This window comes from Halovenus aranensis, assembly GCF_900100385.1.
Classification (GTDB): Archaea; Halobacteriota; Halobacteria; order Halobacteriales; family Haloarculaceae; genus Halovenus; species Halovenus aranensis.
Map to the genome: position 1 here is coordinate 49,657 of NZ_FNFC01000001.1, position 17,058 is coordinate 66,714.

General features: G+C 62.9%; 20 protein-coding genes. 10 read left to right on the forward strand and 10 right to left on the reverse strand.

Translation table 11 applies throughout. The annotated features are described in order from the left end of the window. Positions 1-18: 18 nt before the first annotated feature. The 5 genes from BLR34_RS00240 to BLR34_RS00260 form a co-directional block, all read right to left on the reverse strand. A complete protein-coding gene (locus BLR34_RS00240; RefSeq protein ID WP_092698228.1) occupies positions 19-1,062 on the reverse strand; it encodes an enolase-like domain-containing protein in 1,044 nt (347 codons plus the stop codon). 40 nt (positions 1,063-1,102) lie between these two features. Continuing rightward, positions 1,103-1,627: a DUF7283 family protein gene (locus BLR34_RS00245; RefSeq protein WP_092698230.1), complete on the reverse strand. Its 525-nt coding sequence runs from the start codon at positions 1,625-1,627 to the stop codon at positions 1,103-1,105. Positions 1,628-1,797: 170 nt separating this feature from the next. Further along, entirely contained in the window at positions 1,798-5,289 is a 3,492-nt protein-coding gene (locus BLR34_RS00250) for a DUF7286 family protein (RefSeq protein ID WP_092698232.1), read from the reverse strand. After that, positions 5,282-6,214, reverse strand: coding sequence for a DUF7284 family protein (locus BLR34_RS00255; protein WP_143414095.1), 933 nt, complete (start codon positions 6,212-6,214; stop codon positions 5,282-5,284). Before BLR34_RS00255 ends, BLR34_RS00250 begins: the two co-directional genes overlap by 8 nt. Continuing rightward, positions 6,204-6,671, reverse strand: coding sequence for a DUF7285 family protein (locus BLR34_RS00260; RefSeq protein ID WP_092698236.1), 468 nt, complete (start codon positions 6,669-6,671; stop codon positions 6,204-6,206). Before BLR34_RS00260 ends, BLR34_RS00255 begins: the two co-directional genes overlap by 11 nt. Positions 6,672-6,767: 96 nt before the next feature. Here BLR34_RS00260 and BLR34_RS00265 point away from each other — a divergent pair, with 96 nt between their 5' ends. Then, positions 6,768-7,055 carry a DUF7967 family protein gene (locus BLR34_RS00265; RefSeq protein WP_092698238.1) on the forward strand — a complete coding sequence of 96 codons (288 nt, stop codon included), beginning with the start codon at positions 6,768-6,770 and terminating at the stop codon, positions 7,053-7,055. A gap of 48 nt (positions 7,056-7,103) precedes the next feature. On the opposite strand, the gene BLR34_RS00270 is transcribed toward BLR34_RS00265, so the two are convergent. Further along, positions 7,104-7,568 carry a DUF7311 family protein gene (locus BLR34_RS00270; RefSeq protein WP_092698240.1) on the reverse strand — a complete coding sequence of 155 codons (465 nt, stop codon included), beginning with the start codon at positions 7,566-7,568 and terminating at the stop codon, positions 7,104-7,106. 76 nt (positions 7,569-7,644) lie between these two features. On the opposite strand from BLR34_RS00270, the gene BLR34_RS00275 reads away from it, so the two are divergent. Beyond that, positions 7,645-8,718: an ATP-binding protein gene (locus tag BLR34_RS00275; protein ID WP_092698242.1), complete on the forward strand. Its 1,074-nt coding sequence runs from the start codon at positions 7,645-7,647 to the stop codon at positions 8,716-8,718. Between the two features lie 16 nt (positions 8,719-8,734). Continuing rightward, entirely contained in the window at positions 8,735-9,292 is a 558-nt protein-coding gene (locus BLR34_RS00280) for a DUF420 domain-containing protein (RefSeq protein ID WP_092698244.1), read from the forward strand. On the opposite strand, the gene BLR34_RS00285 is transcribed toward BLR34_RS00280, so the two are convergent. Continuing rightward, on the reverse strand, positions 9,293-9,988 hold the full coding sequence (locus BLR34_RS00285; RefSeq protein WP_143414096.1) for a zinc ribbon domain-containing protein: 696 nt from the start codon (positions 9,986-9,988) through the stop codon (positions 9,293-9,295). 138 nt (positions 9,989-10,126) lie between these two features. Here BLR34_RS00285 and BLR34_RS00290 point away from each other — a divergent pair, with 138 nt between their 5' ends. The 5 genes from BLR34_RS00290 (at position 10,127) to BLR34_RS00310 (ending at position 13,333) form a co-directional block, all read left to right on the forward strand. Next, positions 10,127-10,555 carry a 30S ribosomal protein S12 gene (locus tag BLR34_RS00290; RefSeq protein ID WP_092698248.1) on the forward strand — a complete coding sequence of 143 codons (429 nt, stop codon included), beginning with the start codon at positions 10,127-10,129 and terminating at the stop codon, positions 10,553-10,555. Between the two features lie 2 nt (positions 10,556-10,557). Beyond that, positions 10,558-11,163 (forward strand): 30S ribosomal protein S7, encoded by a 606-nt coding sequence (locus tag BLR34_RS00295; RefSeq protein ID WP_092698250.1) that lies wholly within the window; start codon positions 10,558-10,560, stop codon positions 11,161-11,163. A gap of 110 nt (positions 11,164-11,273) precedes the next feature. Next, positions 11,274-11,867 (forward strand): biotin transporter BioY, encoded by a 594-nt coding sequence (locus BLR34_RS00300; RefSeq protein ID WP_092698252.1) that lies wholly within the window; start codon positions 11,274-11,276, stop codon positions 11,865-11,867. 3 nt (positions 11,868-11,870) lie between these two features. Beyond that, positions 11,871-12,593, forward strand: coding sequence for an energy-coupling factor ABC transporter ATP-binding protein (locus tag BLR34_RS00305; protein WP_092698254.1), 723 nt, complete (start codon positions 11,871-11,873; stop codon positions 12,591-12,593). Next, the gene (locus BLR34_RS00310; RefSeq protein ID WP_092698256.1) at positions 12,590-13,333 is read left to right on the forward strand and encodes an energy-coupling factor transporter transmembrane component T family protein; all 744 of its coding nucleotides are present in this window, start codon (positions 12,590-12,592) and stop codon (positions 13,331-13,333) included. The genes BLR34_RS00305 and BLR34_RS00310 overlap by 4 nt, the downstream gene beginning before the upstream one ends. A gap of 15 nt (positions 13,334-13,348) precedes the next feature. Here BLR34_RS00310 and BLR34_RS00315 read toward each other — a convergent pair whose 3' ends face one another. Together BLR34_RS00315 and BLR34_RS00320 are read right to left on the reverse strand one after the other, a co-directional pair. After that, positions 13,349-13,903, reverse strand: a complete 555-nt coding sequence (locus BLR34_RS00315) for a DUF1684 domain-containing protein (protein WP_092698258.1) — start codon at positions 13,901-13,903, stop codon at positions 13,349-13,351. 49 nt (positions 13,904-13,952) lie between these two features. Further along, the gene (locus BLR34_RS00320; RefSeq protein ID WP_092698260.1) at positions 13,953-14,438 is read right to left on the reverse strand and encodes a peroxiredoxin family protein; all 486 of its coding nucleotides are present in this window, start codon (positions 14,436-14,438) and stop codon (positions 13,953-13,955) included. A gap of 93 nt (positions 14,439-14,531) precedes the next feature. Between BLR34_RS00320 and BLR34_RS00325 the strand changes: the two genes are divergently transcribed. Together BLR34_RS00325 and BLR34_RS00330 are read left to right on the forward strand one after the other, a co-directional pair. Beyond that, positions 14,532-15,227, forward strand: a complete 696-nt coding sequence (locus BLR34_RS00325) for a hypothetical protein (RefSeq protein WP_092698262.1) — start codon at positions 14,532-14,534, stop codon at positions 15,225-15,227. A gap of 63 nt (positions 15,228-15,290) precedes the next feature. Beyond that, positions 15,291-15,998, forward strand: a complete 708-nt coding sequence (locus tag BLR34_RS00330) for a DUF547 domain-containing protein (protein WP_092698264.1) — start codon at positions 15,291-15,293, stop codon at positions 15,996-15,998. A 1-nt stretch (position 15,999) separates the two neighbouring features. On the opposite strand, the gene BLR34_RS00335 is transcribed toward BLR34_RS00330, so the two are convergent. Next, entirely contained in the window at positions 16,000-16,899 is a 900-nt protein-coding gene (locus tag BLR34_RS00335) for a prenyltransferase (protein WP_092698266.1), read from the reverse strand. Positions 16,900-17,058 lie beyond the last annotated feature (159 nt).

Below are 17,058 nucleotides of genomic sequence, written 5' to 3' on the forward strand. Positions count from 1 at the left end.
CCAGCCTGAACGCTCCAGTCACCACCCCAAGCCACGCGGTGCAGCAGGTGGCGAGAGCGGGCTCGCCGGTAGCGCTGACTCAGGCTCTGGGTCGTTGTACCCCCGCGGTGCGACATCGTTTGGACTAGCGGGGTAGAACAACGATGCGAGTGCGTGGAGGTGTTGACGACCAACATCAAGCTCGAACTGGCCGCCGCCATACAACGTGATATCACGCTCCTCGCAGTACTCGATCGTCGCCAACAGCGATTCGACGGAGCCAAACCGAGACGGTTTGATGTTGAGCCACTCCGGCTCCCAGGGAAGCGCCTCGACCGTTTCGACGCCTCGTATCGGATAATCCCAGGAGACACGTCCCTTTGCGCTCGCAAATAGGGGCCGCGTCTCGTCGGTAATCTCGGGGTCTTCGACGATGGCGTCGGGAAACGCTTCGAGTATCAGTTCGTATAGCGCCGGGTCGGCCGCCTGGTCGACATCGGTTCCCTCGTACTGACCCTTGAGGTCGAGAATACGGACTGCATCGGTCGCTGTGAGCCGCTCGACTAGCTCTGTGGTCCAGTCGCCGGTCGGGTCGAGCTTGAATTCGAGTGTGGGGTCTCGGTCGAGCCAGGAGGTGACACGCTCACCTGTCGGCGGCTCGGCCAAGCGTGTGCTCACGACGAACCTGACGGGGTCATACTGCCGTTCGAGACGCGCTGCGAGTGTCGTCTCGGCCTGCTTCAACGCTAGGTCGAGCGCCGCGCTCTCGATTGCCCACCGGCGGTAGTTCCGGAATATCGCACTCTCTGGCTCGCCGCGAAAAAAGAGGTCAGTCGCGCCAATGTGCTCGGAAAACTCGTTAAACGTGTACGAACCGTCCAGCGGAAGGTCGCCACCGTGTTCGACGAACCTGTCGTGTGGGTCGGTCTCGTAAATGACGTCTTCGCCGCGCCCGACGTAGCCGCCGCCCCGGAGTGATACGACTGTGGTCGTTCGCGTGAACCCACTCGACGTCTCACGCTCTCGCGTTTCGAGGTCCCAAGCGTCGATGTGCAGTGCCAGTCCGGCGAGTTTGTCGTACATTGCAGTTGTGCAGGGCCCGCTCGAAGTTAAATCCAGGCAGCTAGCTGCCGACCAGCACGACCAGTTCACCGTCGAGGTGGACGCTGTGAACCCGAAGTCTCCCGCTTGTTTGCCGCCACTGGGGACCGCGATTGCGCCGACGCTCTCGGGCACTTGCGACCGCCTGTTGGAGTTCGCTCTCGGTCAGTGCATCGAACGATGTTCGGCCGAGCACTTCGGCTGGCGGCGTTCCGTGGAGCATCGATTGCAGTGCATGCCGGGCGGTCGCGTCTCCGACGGCCGTCACGGGTGTAACTGGACCGAATGCGAGGGTAGCGTGAACGGTCCCACCGTCGTTTCGCATCGAGATGCGACTAGTCCCGAGACGGACTTCTTCTGCGGCGTGGTTGACTGTCGCTGTGGCGACCTGCGTGCTTCCAGCAACTCTGTCGATTGCGTTTGCCGCCTGTGCCGCGTCTGGTGGGGGCTGTGTCGGTAGCGAGAGCGCGACTCCCGTGATAGCGAGACTGGCGACCGCGACACCGAACCAGACGTACCACGCATCGACCGGTGCTTCGAACTCCATCGTTGACGGTTCACTCGGCTTCGTATATAAACAGTGTCAGTCTTTCACCGGGGTTGACGCGATTCACTCCCGCCCTGTTCGGTCCTCGGTTCCGACACAGTGTCGGAACACTCGTCCCTCACGGGAAGGGTGGGATTCTCTCGCTGTATGAAGATAGAAGCTGGTGGTACCTACCCGTCTGTGAGGGCACAGGCCACAGACTGACCCGAATCGACTTCGCCGACGTGTGGATAAGTCGGCGAACACTCCGGGTTCTGGCTGCCCCGGTCGCCGACGCCGACGCCCGGCGGCGTGACGACAACGAGTACGGTCTGGCTGTCGAACGCAATCGGCTCGACAGCGCCGAGACGCCGTTTCTGGCCGCCAATTTTGCGACTCACGGTGCGGTTCTCGCGGACGTAGGTGAGTGGCCCGTCTGCGGGTGTCCCGAGGCGTGCCGAGACTTCGAACCGGGCGTACTCGCCGGCAACCTCGACGGTCCAGGCGTTTGCAGTCGCAACCCACTGACCGGGAACCGGCAAGAGCGGTAGCCCGGCAGGTACGCGTGCCGCCCGGTTTGCAGTCCGCCGGGCGTTGCCCAGCCAGTGTTCGCCAACGGTCCGCCCGACAGCCTCACCGGCGTTGGCAACTCTGTCTTCGACGAGGGCTGTCGTCGCTTGCCCGAGAGCGTCCTGTATCCGTTCGTCGAGGGCTTCGGCCTGTGTGACGCTCCCAATTTCGATCGACGTGGAACTCGCTGTCATCACCGCTGGCCGCACTGCGGCCCCGACGAGTGTGCCCCACTGCTCTGTCTCGTACCGCTTCTCGAAGGCGTCGTACCCCCGGTACCTCGGCCCAGCGAGTGCACGCGTAACGCTGTCGACGATGTGTTCGGTTGCGTTACCGTCCTCGAGTAACCGGGCCGTTTCGGCCGTCCCATACGGTGCCAGCGCACGCCGGACGCCGTCTTCGGTCGCCGAGACGGCAGCCTCGATGACGGGTTCGAGGTCTGAGTCAGTGGCCGACGCACACGTCTCCCGGCCCGGATAGCTGTCGTGATGTGGTGTCTTCGCGTAGACGAGACAGTCCGAGGCGGGACTCGGATACAGCGCCGCTACCGTTCGCTTTGCTACCTCGCGTTCGAACGCATCGAGCGCCGCCTCGACGTTTTTCGCAAACGACTCGATGTCACTCTCGAAGGCAGCCGCCTCGTCGAGATACGTGTCTTGACGGGCGCTCGTCTGAGCGCTCTCGTGTGCTTCCAGTGCCAACTCACCGGCGCTCAGCACATCACCGGCCATCCGGAACGAAAGCTCTGTGTCAGGCGTCGCACTCGTGCCTGGCAGCGCCTCCAGTACCGCAGCAAGTATGTCGTTGACGGCCGTATCGTACGGCAACTCGACAGCGTTCACGTTTCTCGTCCGGAGTGGCGCAAACTCCCCGTCGGCCGCAGGAACCTGCTCGCTGTCGACAGTCTGGCTGGCACCGAGATACGTCGGCGAGCCGGAGATCTCGTAGCTGATGTTCTCGGTTACGCCTGAGGCGGGGAACGCATCCGGTGTTGCCTGGTGCTGGCGCAGACCCTGAGCGAGAAACCGTGTTCCGTTTGCGAAGGCGCTGTCGATAGCCGCGAGTCGGTCGTCGAGCTCTGCCGTTGCTGTCTCGTGGGCTGTCTCGACCCCTTCAAGCTGCTCGACCAGTGCCCGATAGTACGCGTAGCGTGCCTCGTAAACTACTTTCTCCCGGACGTTCTCGTAGTCTTCGCCGTCCGGCCTCTCGATGAACTCGGATTTGAACTCGGTTTGGAGACGGTCGAGCAGCCGACTGGTCGGATTACCGGTAACCAACTCGCGACGTTCGACCTCGGCGGATACGTTCGCCGCCTGTGTCTGCAAAGTGTGAATATCTTCGGTCAGCTCGGCGAAGAGCCCGACGTTCCCGAGTAACGCCTCGTAATCGAGTTTAACGGCTTCTGTCGCTTCGAACTGCTCGTCGCGGGGTGGTCGACGCTCGTAGTTTGTAGCGTCCATCCGCGCTTCGAGCCAGTCCTCGTAGCTTGCAGTGCCGGTCCCACCCAGAAGCGCCTCGGTTACGGCGTCGCCTGCGCCGTCGTAGTTGTTGAATACCGTTCCATCGCGACGACTTGGGCCGGGGGTGTACGCGTAGGCTGGCGATACGTCGGCGCGTGGGTTCACGTTGTCTATCTTCGCGGCCGGACTCGCCTCCTGCTCCCCAACTGTCGTGGTCATCTCGATTGTGTATCTGTCGGTGTCGTGGCGCTGGACCGTCGTATTCCCATCTCGCTCCCTGCACGTGCGTTCGGCTGATACCGTGACCGCCACTGCTGCGGTGTACCGGTAGTACTGTTTTTCCCTGTCACTCTCGGTTCGGTTGACTGCCTGGATATCGTACCGACCCTCACGAGAGACGGGGCCGCCCCGGTAGCCAACACGACAGCCCACATCCAACTGCACCGAACCGCGCACGTCGGCCTCGGTCGCTACCTGTCCTTCGATGGTAAATATCCGTTGTATGGCACTTTCAAACGAGTACTGGGTACTGTCATCTGTTAGTACTGTCAACGGCATTGCAGCGAGTTCGCCGACGGCGACCGTCTTCGTCTGCTGGAGCTGTGAAGGACCAGCGAGAACGTCCACCGTCTCCGGAAGCGCGGACTGTCGCTGTGTAATTCGATTGTAGAATGCGTGTGCGTTGTTACAGACTCGCCCCGCGACATCAGGCATGCCAGCACTCGACTGATTGTCTGTCGTGTACTCCTCGAACAGCGCTTGTCCGTCCTTGAGTGCCATACAGGCCCAGCCGAGCCGAACCGCGTTCTGCAGGTCGGGGTCAGCGGCGCCGAAGATGTCCTGTTGTGTCCGGTACAGTGCGGCGTTTGCCGACGGTTCGATGTGCCTGGTCGCCAGCACTTCCCCGACGGGTGCCTGGTAGTTCTGTGCCCAGCCCCGCGCCCATCCGATTGCGTACGTCCGGGCGTTGAACCGCTGTCTGAACCCTGGCTCAGTGATTGGTGCCTCGTCGATTGCGTACTGGTACGCTGTCACCCTGTCATGCATCTCCAGTACTGGCGTGAAGACGGTCACCGTCAGGTTCGTCGTTCGACGCTCTATTTCCTTGCCCGCTCGTGTCGCGGTGACGGTCACGTTCGATAGAGTGACCGTCACTTCGGCCCCCGACCGTTCAAGAGTTACCCGTTTGATTGCCTCCCCGAGTTCGGTCGGTGTATCGACTGCCGGAATCTGGACTGCAGTCCGAATGTCTCCGTCGGTCTGACCCGCGTGGTCGAGACTATCCCGGAGCTCTAGGTAGACGAGCGCTCGGAGGTAGTTCTCGAAGGGGTCGTCTGCGAACCTTGCCTCAGACCGTTCGAGGACTGCACCCCAACGGGTGTCAGCGGGGTCGGTTACCGGTTGTGCTGCTGCCAGCTTGGCCGCTCGTTTCACGCTGTCTCGGGCGACCGTCTGTAGTGTCGCCTCAGTCTGGTCGAGCGCGAGACTCGCGTCCACGTTCGGGCCTGGCTCCTCGCCTGTTTCGAGTTGGCCGATCAATATCGCGCTTGACAGGAGCAGAAAGACACCGACGACTGCCAGCGGGACCCGTGCGCGCTCGTCGCAGATTACGCCACCGGCACAACTGCGTACCGTTGTCTGTGACTTACTCATGTGTCCACGTTCTGAGTGTAAGCGTGACAGTTTCTACCGAAACTTTGCGTGCCGCGTCCTGTGCACTCTCATAGGCGTCGTCGAGTTGCGGCCCGAGGGTTGCTGCGAGCCGGCGTCTGAGATACTCGTTTGCGGCCGCTGCGTCCGCGCTCGACGGCGAGAGCCAGTCGCGTCGCTCGAAAACTGTTCGGCCACCGTCGAGGACACGCGCCAGCCGCTCGTAGCGATACCGCACGAAGTCCGCCTCGGCGCCGGTTTGCTCTAACGCGCGCTGTGTCTCGAGGGGCGGGAACAGCCCCGTGACAGTTGCGTTGGCCACCGCACGCGCGACAGCCAGGTAGTCGCCTGGGCCGTCTATCGTTTCGATTGAGTCCTCTCGCGCACTCGGCAGGCCACTCGGGACAGTGACCGTCTTCGTACTCACGTCGGCATCTGGCGGTGGTGTCTCTCCCAGCGCGACCTTCCCCAACAAGTCCACGCCCGCGACTGGCCGCCAGTGTGCTGTAACCGAGAGGTCGAACTGTGAACCACGAAGACGCGTCCAGAGCGCGGCTTCGAGCGCTCGTCTGTAGTCGGTCGCCGCGGCCGACACCTGCGTGCCGTCGACGGCGGTCATCGCGACGGCGAGGTCAGCCACCTGTGTGGCGATGGGGCCGTGGGAGACCCGTCTTAGTTCCCCTTCGCTGTACGGATTGGCTGTCTGACGGTAGTCCCGAAAGTAGGCCTCGATGGCGGGACCGAGCGAGTACGTCGTGTTCACGGTCGACCCGGCGATGGTCTGTGCCGCGTACGCGGTGTCTGTCGGGTCGTGCTCGTGGCTCTCTGTCTCTGCGGCCGTCACCAGCACGCCCATCGCCACCACGACAACCAGAATTCCCAGACTGACATCGGCAACTGTGCTGACACCACGCCGATTATCGCACATTGCTTACCACCACCGTGAGCATTCCGGGCCGAACGTCTCCGCTCTGGCGCTGGACTGGTATCGGCCGACGAAACGTCTCACCGTTGGATGTGACTGCCCCGACAGACTCGCCGGTAGTGTCGAACGACGCCTGACTCGCCGTCGTGAGCGTTCCTCTGTGGACGTAGGTAACGTTCACGCTCACGCGGCGTCCGTGGGGAAACACGTCGGCGTCGAGTACAGACGAGAGGTTCGTCCCCGCCGGGTATATCCCGTTCTCGCTGACGACCTCCCAGACCCGTTCCCCGGTCACTTCGGCGAGTTCTCTGTCGCTGCCGAGTTCTGGAAGAAGTCCCGTGAGGAATCCGGCATAGACCGATAGCGCGACACAGAACAGCGCGACAGCGACGAGTGCCGCCAGCGGTTCGGTCTGACCGCGCGCTCTCAGACGCTGGAGATGCGATTCGTCTCGATTCATGCGTTCACGTAGGCGCCGCTGGTTCCGTCACCGTATATAAACCCGCGCACCGGTAGGTGCCAGCACGCCTTTCATGACTGACGGCGAACACCGCGTATGGCAGAGACTGATGGCGACACGGTGCGCGTCTGGCTCGTCGAGCGGACCTACTCCGACGACGAGCAAAACCTCATCATTCTCACGTACGCGACACCAGACGGTAAGCGATACGTCAAAAAGGAGCGCGCACTCACCTCGTTCACCGGCTCAGCCCGGGAGACAACCGCGGCGGTCGACGTGGAACCGGACAATCTCGGCCACGTCGAAGACCAAGACCAACAGGCACAGTACGCCGCCGAGGTGGACCGTCTCATGGACCGCCACGAGCCTGACGACCCGATATAGAACTGATTCTCTGACGGTCACCAGTCTCACGAACAGCTGAGTCGCTGCTTACCGCCGGATCGTCGTCTGGACCACACCGTCACCGTCCGAGCCGAGAACCAGTTCGAGAACGATCGTCTGTGAGCCGGTCGCGCCGCTCAGGTCTATCGTCGATGTTCCCTCGGCCGCGTTCAGAATGGGCACGTCGAGTATTCGCGTCGCCGCGGGCCGCCCGTCGAACTGATAGCGTACGATGGTCCTGTCGGTTCGGTTAGCGGGGCTGAAAACCAGCGTCTCGACGCCTGCAGAGCCAAACCCGTCCGCGGGTAGGTCGACATCGAGAACGCGCCGCGGTGGCGAGTCGCCCGGGACGGGGTCATCGTGTGTGAGCAGCGAGACGGCCTCCCCCTCGATTGCCGACAGCTCTCGTTCGAGCTGTCTCTCGCCACGGACGGCCGACACGTCTTCGAGGGCGAGCAGGCTAACGCCGAGCAGTGTCGTCGTCAACAACACCGCGACCACGTACCGAATCATTGGCCACGGCTTGTCCGGGCACCGCTCTTAAGTCTGTGGCCCCAGGTTCATATACCAGGCCGAAGCCAGCCCCGTTATGGGCTTTGTCATCGGTAGAGCAGACAATGCGGTTCGGGGGCGGCCGACAGGACGACTGGGACGGTACAGGGCGCTCGACGGGAGTGCGGGAACGGCCCTGTCTCTCGACCTCGATACGCCTCATGCGATGCTTGTCGTCGGAAAGCGTGGCTACGGCAAGTCCTATACGCTGGGCGTCATCGCCGAAGAACTCGCGCGCGCAGACGGCCTCGCACCAGTTGTCATCGACCCGATGGGAGTTTTTGATACGCTTACAGACGCTGGCACACAGGAAGCTGTCCCAGCGACCGTCTGTGAGCATCCGACAGTCGCACCCGACACGCTCGACCCGAAATCATGGTGTGCGCTGCTGGGTCTCTCACCCGAGAGCGGCCCAGGTAGTCTGGTCTGGCAGGCAGCACAGGGCGCGGACAGCATAGCGGCCATGAAAGCGGCAGTTCGCGAAACGGACGCCCGAGACAGTGACAGCCGAAGTGCACACAACCACCTCGAACTCGCCGACTCATGGGGCGTCTTCGACACTGACGGGCTCGATGAAGCGACCCTCTCCTCCGGTGCGGTGACCGTACTCGACGTGTCGGGTCTCGACGCTGAGCCGATGAACGCGGTCTGTCGGGGCGTCGCCGATATTCTCTATCACGCCCGACTCACCGACAACATCGACAGGCTCCCGTGGCTGCTCGTCGACGAGGCACACGCGTTTTTTAACGGTGTCGCCGGGAGCGCACTACGGCTGTTACTCACGCGGGGCCGCGCGCCCGGCGTGAGTCTGGTAGCGGCGACACAGCGCCCGAGCGCGATTCCGACCGTCGGCATCTCGCAGGCGGATATTCTCGTCTCACACCGTCTCACGGCCACAGACGACCTCGCAGCGCTCGAAGCCGCGCGACCGACCTACCTCGACGGAGACTTCGCCGATAGGCTCCCGGCGCAACCGGGCGAGGTCCTCATCGTCGACGACGCCACCGAGACGGTCCACGCGGCTCGTATCCGAACCAGGGAGACGCCACACGGCGGCGAAAGCCCACGCGCAAGCGAGCTGGCTACCGATGCGCAACTGATAGAAGAGTAGAGCCCAACCTCCGGATATGCAAGCGTACGCTCGTGAGCACGTTGGCGGGCTGACCGCAGTGTTGTCGGCTGTGTCGCTGGCGCTCGTCTTTGGGGCCGTACTCGGCTACGTCCCCAAGGCGATGCTCCCGCGACTCGACCCGCTCGTCGAACTCGTTCCACATCTCAACGCCGTCATCAGCGCGTTCGCCATCGTGACAATTCTGCGTGGTGTCCGGGCGATTCGACGCCGCGATATCGAGACACACCGGGCGTCGATGCTCGCTAGTGCCGGCCTGTTCGCGCTGTTTCTCGTCTTGTACCTCTACCGCATCTCGCTCGAAGGGCCGAGCGAGTTTGGCGGCCCAGACGTTGTGTATCAGTATCTCTATCTGCCAATGCTAGCAATTCACATTCTCTTTGCTATCGTCGCTGTCCCCGTCGTTTACTACGTCCTGTTACTTGCCACGACGCGACCGACTTCTGCACTCCCCGAGACACGGCATGCCCGGGTCGGCCGCGTAGCCGCGACGCTCTGGCTCGTCTCGTTTGCACTCGGTATCTGTATCTGGCTCATGCTCCACGTGCTGTTCTAGCTATCTCGCCTGTCGCCACCTCGTGAGACCGAACGCACACAACCCACCGATACCGCCGAACACCACCGGGTAGGCAACACCGGCAATTGCCAGCGGTCGGATGAATCCGGGGTCGACCTCGACCAGTGTGCTTCCGAAGACGGTCACCTCGAACGATGAGACAACAGCGACGACCGCGAGACACGGCAGATATCCGACTGCGGCCGTTGCACCCGCCAAGACGGCGTCGAGTGGACTGGTACGTGTACCATACAGTGCCACGAACAAGCCGGCCCCCGCGAGCGATAGCGGCGGGAGAACTTGGAGCGTCGAAGCCGTCGGAAGCAGCGTGTCGACGTATTCGCTTGCGAGTCCACCGCCGAACAGGTCGCCGCCGGCAGCGGAGACGGCGACCTGATGATTTTCGAGAAACTCCCAGCTCAACACGTGATACCACTCCGGGAGGAGTTCAGACAGGGAAACCCCGGGCGGTCCGCCGTCACCGAGCAAGCGCTCGACCGCCTCGCGACTTTCCTGTGCGTCCGAGCGAATCGCCGTTGCGACGAACCCACACACGAATGCCGCCACACCTGCGGCGAAGCCGACAGTCACCTCTCTCACGCGCAGTCGCCTTGCGGTCGCAACTGCCTGGCCACAGTTGGGGCACTGTTTTGCGTCTGTCGTGACGTCCGTGCCACAGGCCGGGCAGTCAGGCATACCTTGCTCTACAGCGGCCACCGTGAAGAGAACACCGTCCGGCAGCGTTTCTCCCGCCGCTTGACTCACATCAAACGTAGCGATGTGGCGAGGGAAAAGAGGAGTCTTAAGTACCTCCACCAAGTATCACCTCGCACTATGGCAAACGGCAAGTACGCCGCGCGCAAGCTGAAGAAGGACCGCCAGAAACACCGGTGGTCCGACTCGGACTACGCGCGACGCGAGCGGGGTCTTCGCGAGAAGGCCGACCCTCTCGAGGGTGCACCGCAGGCACGAGGTATTGTACTCGAAAAGATTGGTATCGAGGCAAAACAGCCAAACTCGGCAATCCGGAAATGCGTTGGCGTCCAGCTCATCAAAAACGGGAAGCAGGTCACTGCCTTCTGTCCTGGAGATGGCGCTATCTCATTTATCGACGAACACGACGAAGTCACCATTGCCGGTATCGGCGGCGCGAAGGGTGGTGCAATGGGTGACATCGGCGGCGTCCGGTACAAAGTCGAGAAGGTAAACGGCGTGTCGCTCATCGAACTCGTTCGTGGCAACGCGGAGAAACCTGTTCGCTAACTATGTCGACAGAACAACCAGACCCCGACGCCCCGGCTGACTCGGAGGACGCGACTGCGAAGCTGTTCGGCCAGTGGGACACCGAGGAAATCGAGTTCCGCGACGTCTCCACGGAACGGTACATCACGGTCACGCCCATCGCGCACACGATGGGCCGTCACGCCGACAAGCAGTTCAAAAAGAGCCAGATTTCCATCGTCGAACGGCTCATCAATCGGCTGATGCAGACCGACGAAAACACCGGCAAGAAACAGCTCGCCACGCAACTCACGCGTGACGCGTTCGAGACCATCCACGACCGGACCGACGAGAACCCCGTTCAGATTCTCGTCCGCGCCGTCGAGAACGCGGCTCCCCGCGAGGAGACGGTTCGCCTGAAATACGGCGGTATCTCAGTCCCGAAGGCGGTCGACGTCGCTCCCCAGCGTCGTGTCGACCAGGCGCTGAAGTTCCTCGCCGAGGGCGTCCAAAACGACTCGTTCAAGACCGAGACCGACGCGGCCGACGCCCTCGCACGCCAGCTGATGGGTGCGGCCAACGACGACGTGGACACGTACGCCGTCTCACAGAAAGAAGAAAAAGAACGCGTCGCGGCGGCTGCCAGATAACTCGTTTCTGCGTCTCTCCCGTCGGTTTTTCTCCCGAGCCGTCCAGTGCTGTCTCTTTGCAATGTCTGTAAACCACAGAGACTATCTTGGTTGACGAGACACAGAGGAGTATGACTGAACAGTACGAGTCCGTCGAACTCGTGGGGGACAACACAGTACAGTACTTTGCGATGGCGGTCGTCGTCGCGGCGCTGACTGCGGCACTCGCCCAGTTCACGGTGCCGTACCCGTTCTCGCCGGCACCGTTTACGCTCCAGACTGTCGGGGTGTATCTGGCAGGATTGTTGCTCGGGCCGCTCTGGGGCGCGCTTTCACTCTTGTTGTACGCGATGGTTGGGGCTGCAGGAGCGCCGGTGTTTGCCGGCTTCGGTGCTGGCTTTGGAGTCATCACGGGACCTACTGGCGGATATATCCTCAGCTTCCCAATTGCGGCCGGGATTATCGGCGCTCTCGTTCACCGGCGGGTCGACCCGCGTGCGCTCGATTCTGTCTCTGTTCCGATACAGGTCGTCGGCATGCTCGTCGGTCTCGCGGTCATCTACGCTATCGGCTCAGTTTGGCTCGCTGCTTCGACCGACCAGTCACTGGTCACCGGTCTCATCGAGGGTGGCGTCGTCTTCGTTCCGGGTGACCTGCTCAAGGCGGTCGCTGTCATCTCGCTTGTCACCGGTGGTCACCTCGCGCGCATCTCCTTTGTCGAGTAATCGATGATTCACATCGAGGGGGTAACCGCGACCTACGAGGACGTGACTGCAGTCGACGACGTGTCCGTGGACATCGACGACGGTCAGTTCGTTCTCATCGTCGGTGCGAACGGCAGCGGCAAGACGACGTTCGTGCGTCATCTCAACGCCTTGCTCGAACCTGATTCGGGTACCGTCGAGGTCGACGGCGTCGACGTAACCGACGACCCAATTGCCGCCCGGGCGAACATCGGAATGGTGTTCCAACAGCCACGCGACCAGTTCGTCGCCGCGACAATCGGCGCTGATGTGGCCTTCGGCCCGGAGAACCTCGGCTTCGACCGTGACGAGGTCGACCGCCGCGTCGAGTCGGCGTTGGAGGCGGTCAATCTCGACGGGCGAGAGAACGACCGCATCGACGAACTCTCCGGGGGCGAACAGGCCCGTGTCGCAATCGCCGGTGCGCTCGCCATGGAGCCGTCGTATCTCGTTCTCGACGAACCGTTTACCGGTCTCGACCAGCCCGCACGGGAGTCCGTCCTCGCCCAGCTCGACGCGCTCACGGCAGACGGCACCGGCATACTCGTGGTCACACACGACCTTCGTGACCTCCACAGCCGGGCCGACCGTCTGCTCGGGATGCACGACGGCCGTATCGTCGTCGACGGACCGCCGCGAGACGTAGCTGACGAACTGCCGGGTATCGACGTTCGCGTCGTTGAGCGCCTCAACAGCCGAGTCTCATGATAGCGTACGAACACGGAACGACACTGTTTCACCGGCTCGACCCACGCTCGAAACTCGTCGCACAGTTTGGCTTCGCGTTTGCCGCTGTGACGACGACGGAGCCATCTGTGGTGGCTGTGCTCTCGCTTGTGGCGCTTGGCACGCTCGCGGTCGCTCGACTCTCGGTGTTCCGTGTCCTCTGGACGTACCGGTTCGTTCTGGTACTTCTGGCCCTTGGCCCGCTGTTTGCGAGTCTCAGGTTCGGTCCGCCGTGGCTCGCTCTCGAACACGCGCCACCTTCCCTCCTTGCGGGCTATCAGGTCGTGCTCGTGTTGTTCGTCTCGGCGGCATACGTCAGGACGACGCCGGTCCGGGAGACGCGTGCCGCTATCCAGCGACACGTCCCTGGCAGAGCCGGCCAGTTGCTCGGCACCGGTGTCGGGCTCGTGTTCCGCTTTTTCCCCGTCGTCCTTCGTGACGTTCGCCGGGCGCGGCTGGCGCTCCGTGCCCGTGGCGGAGACGAACTGTCGACCCGCGAGCGGATACAGCGCCTGTCGCTACTCACCGTCGAGCAGGCGTTTTCGCGGGGAGAACGGCTGGCGCTCGCGCTCCGAGCGCGGTGTTTCTCGTGGAATCCGACCCTGCCACGGCTGGCCTTCGGACGGGCCGATTATCCGCTCGTGGCCGCCGGACTCCTCCTCACTGGATTGGGATTCGTTCAGGTTCTCGGTCTCCCTGCTGCCGGCTCGCTTCCGGTCTGAAAGCAGGCCAGCAAGTCACAGTGACGGCTTCTTCTCGCCGGCCGGCACGACCACGTCGAGCCAGTTCTCCTCGGGCGGAAGCGGGCAGGCGAAGGTCTCGCTGTAGGCACAGAACGGCGAGTACGCCAGATTGAAGTCGAGTTCGACGGTGTCGCCGTCGGCAATGTCGCCCTCGGGTTCGAGTTCGAGATAGCGACCGTCCTTGTAGGTCTGTTGCCCGGTCGTCTTGTCGCGGAATGGGACGAAAATCGCGTCGTCGGGCTGCTGACGATAGCCCGCCAGTGTCTGCGCTTCGCCGCGCATCTCGACGGCGAACTCGAAGACACGCTTGTACGTGACCGTCCGGCCGTCCGAGGTGTCGAGTTCGACCGTCTCGGGGTCGTCGAACCGTGTCACGTTGGCCTCGACCCGATAGGCCGTGTCTGGCTCGAAATACGCCAGACCGTCGAAGTCGTCGCGCTTCTCGGGCGGAATCGGTGACTGTCTGTGTGTGGCAAAGAAGTCGTCTTTCTCTGCGCGTTTCTCTCCCAACGTCCGGGCGTACTCGCTGTCTGCGGTCGAATCGTCCATACGTGACCGTCGGCTGCGAGCCGTATCAGGGTGACGTTGCCACCCCAGTCTACCGGTGCTCGTCGATGGCCGCGTAGATTTCGTCGAGTTCCGGGCGGTCCCAGGTCGAGGACCCCTCGTGTGTGTAGACGATTGTGGGGTCGCCGTCCCGGCAGTCGAGTAGGACCGCCTTCGGCATCCGACCGAGCAGGTCGCTGAACCGGCCCAGCGGCCCGAACCGGACGGGCTGGTCGTACTCCGAGCCGGCGGTCGTCTCGGGGTCGGCACAGAGCGGATAGGGCAGGTCGTACTCCTCTTGCCAGGTCTGAACGCGCTCGCGTGGCTCGGGGACGATGGAGACAACTTCGGTGTTGCGCGCGCGAAACTCGTCGTACCAGTCGGCGAACACCTGCACCTGCTTGCGACAGTTCCCGCAGTGGTGGTCGCGCTGGAGCAACAACAGCACGAACTCGTTGTCTGTGACAAGTCGTGACAGCGACAGCGGGTCCGGTCCGGGGCCGACGTTCGGAAGCTCGAACGGTGGAGCAACTGACATAGCTATCCTTGGTGGCCGAGACTGAAAAACTGTACCGGGGCGACGTGGCACAGTGCGGGTAACACCCAAGTGCTGTCGGTCCAACGTCCCGATGTGACACGCGAGGCAGTTGTCGAGGGGTTCGAGTACTTCCTCGACGAGGCAATCGACGCGACAATGGCTGAGTTCAGCGTCTCGCGGGCGCTCAGAAACGGCTCCCGGGGACCGACCGGACTGGCCGTCGACCGGCTGTTGGGAAACGCCGGGGCACTCCAGCGCCGCGTCGTCGAACCAGAACTCGAAGCCTACCGCCAACAGACACTCGCCCAGTTCGGGGTCGTGCTCGATTACGTCGAAGCAGACGCGAGTTTCGAGACGTACCGAGACGAGATTCTCGAAGCCGGTGCGCTCGCCGACTCGATTCGTCCAGACCTCTCGTCTGAACGCCGTCGTGCAGTCGAGAGCAGTCTCCTCACACATCACCGCGAGCTCGGCGAGGCCGTCGAGCCGCTCGTTCACTCCTCGAGGCGCGACTTCTGGACGGCCGCAGCGACCGAACTAGAGCGGGCGGAGGCAGAGCGGCTCGTAAACGAGCATTTCCCGTTCACCGGACCGTTGCGCGAGCACCGCGACGCCTTCGAGATGGTTGCCGGCTTCGACGCGGCGACGGTCCTCGGGAGCGTGCCGCGCTTTCTCCCGGCCCCCTCCTTCGAGGTGGAGTACACCGACGAGGCAATACGCGCGATGTACCGGGCAGAACAGTCGGTCGTCCGGGCCGCAGAGCGCGATATACAGGAGCGTTTCGACTGACGGCTGTGTCTGAGCGGCGCATTTCGGAAAACCCTGATGTAAGTAGCGGACCTACTGACGCCTGTGACCACAGAGCCAGTCGAGCTCTCCGCACAGTTTTTGCGGGCGATTCGATACGACGAGCTGACCGACGAGTTCGAACGGCGACTCGCGGACTGGGACAGTGACGACCTCGCGGCTCGGCTCGACACCGACGGCGCTCGACTTGCGTTCTGGTGTAACCTCTACAACGGAGCGACACAGCAACTCCTCGACACCCACCGTGAGAAATACGAGAACCGCCGGACGTTCTTCTCGCTACCCGCACTAACGGTCGCGGGCGAGACGCTGAGCCTCGACGACATCGAACACAGCATCCTCCGGCGGTCCTACAGCAAGCTCACCTTCGGATACATCCGCAGTCCGTTCCGCGACGGCTTCGCCGAGGAACACGAACTTAGCGAGCGCGACCCGCGGGTTCACTTCGCGCTCAACTGCGGGGCAGCGAGCTGTCCGCCAATCGCTGCCTACACCCGCGAAGAGATTCACGACCAGCTCGATTTGACTGCTACTGGCTATCTGGACCAGACTGTCGAGTACGACCCCGAGGAGAACACAGTGGCGGTCCCGCGGGTGATGCGCTGGTTCCGTGGCGACTTCAGCGCTGTGGGCGGTCGTATCCCGTTTTTGCGCCGGTTCGACCAGCTTCCAGACGACGTGGAGCCTGGCATTGCCTACCACGACTGGGACTGGTCGCTCGCGCCCGGCAAGTTCAGTGACGACCCGACCTGACCTACGACAGCGTCCAGAGCCAGCCCAAAAGCTGTAATGCCGCGAGTGAGACCATCGCGGCGACTGTCGGCAAGGGAACGTGTCGCCGCGTGTATCCCCATCCACCCCAGACGACCAGCGGAACAACAGGCAGGCTTGCGAGAACGACCGGCCGTGGCAACACGGCAGGCGAGGGAACCGTATGCAGTGCTACCAGCGCAACCCCAGCGGCGACCGCGATACCCACGTAGGAAATACGAAGGATACGCGGCTGCCACCTGACCGCAAGGGTTTGCTTTCCGACGGCGGCGTCGGCGTCTCTGTCGGGCCACTGGGTCGCAAAGAGGTTCAACAACACGACGAGCGCGAACGGAACCGAGGCCAGTATGACCCGCCCGAGCGGACCGCCGACGACTGCAGCCCCATAGGCAGGCAGGGCCACGCCGCCGAGTGCCGCGTTCGTCACTTCGCCGAACCCACGCCAAGCGAGTTTCAGCGGACGAACCGAATACTGCCAGCCAGCAACGACGATGATACCGAGGAGGCTGACCGCCGAGGTCGGTATCCAACCGGTTACCCAGAGACCGACCGCACTCGCCAGCCCAGCCACGAGTGAGACCAGACCAGCGGTCAGCGGGATAGTGCGGCCGAGTCCAGTCTCTGCGAGCGCCCCACTTCCGCCCGAGAACGGCGTCCGGTCGGTCTGTGCGTCAGTGTCGACGTCGGCAAACTCGTTGGCGTAGTGAACACTCGCCGCACAGAACACGAGCGGGGGCAGGCCAGCGACGACTGCCGACTCGTCCGGCGTCACGCCGTTGGCGGCCGCAATTACCACTCCGAGAACGTAGATTCCCACAATCAGGAGCAACTGAGAGGGCCGACTGGTCTGAACGAGGACGTAAGCCACCGCTTTGCCGTCCATTGTTTCATCGTTGTCGCGGACAGGCTTAGGTCCCTTGTGTCCGTGCGCCGCGGGGTCACAGCGGTAACAGCGCGAAAGCCCACGGCTTCAGCCGTCCTCAGAACGCTCCGCGTTCTGACGACGTGGGAGAAAGCGCGTAAGCTCCGCGAAACAATCCAC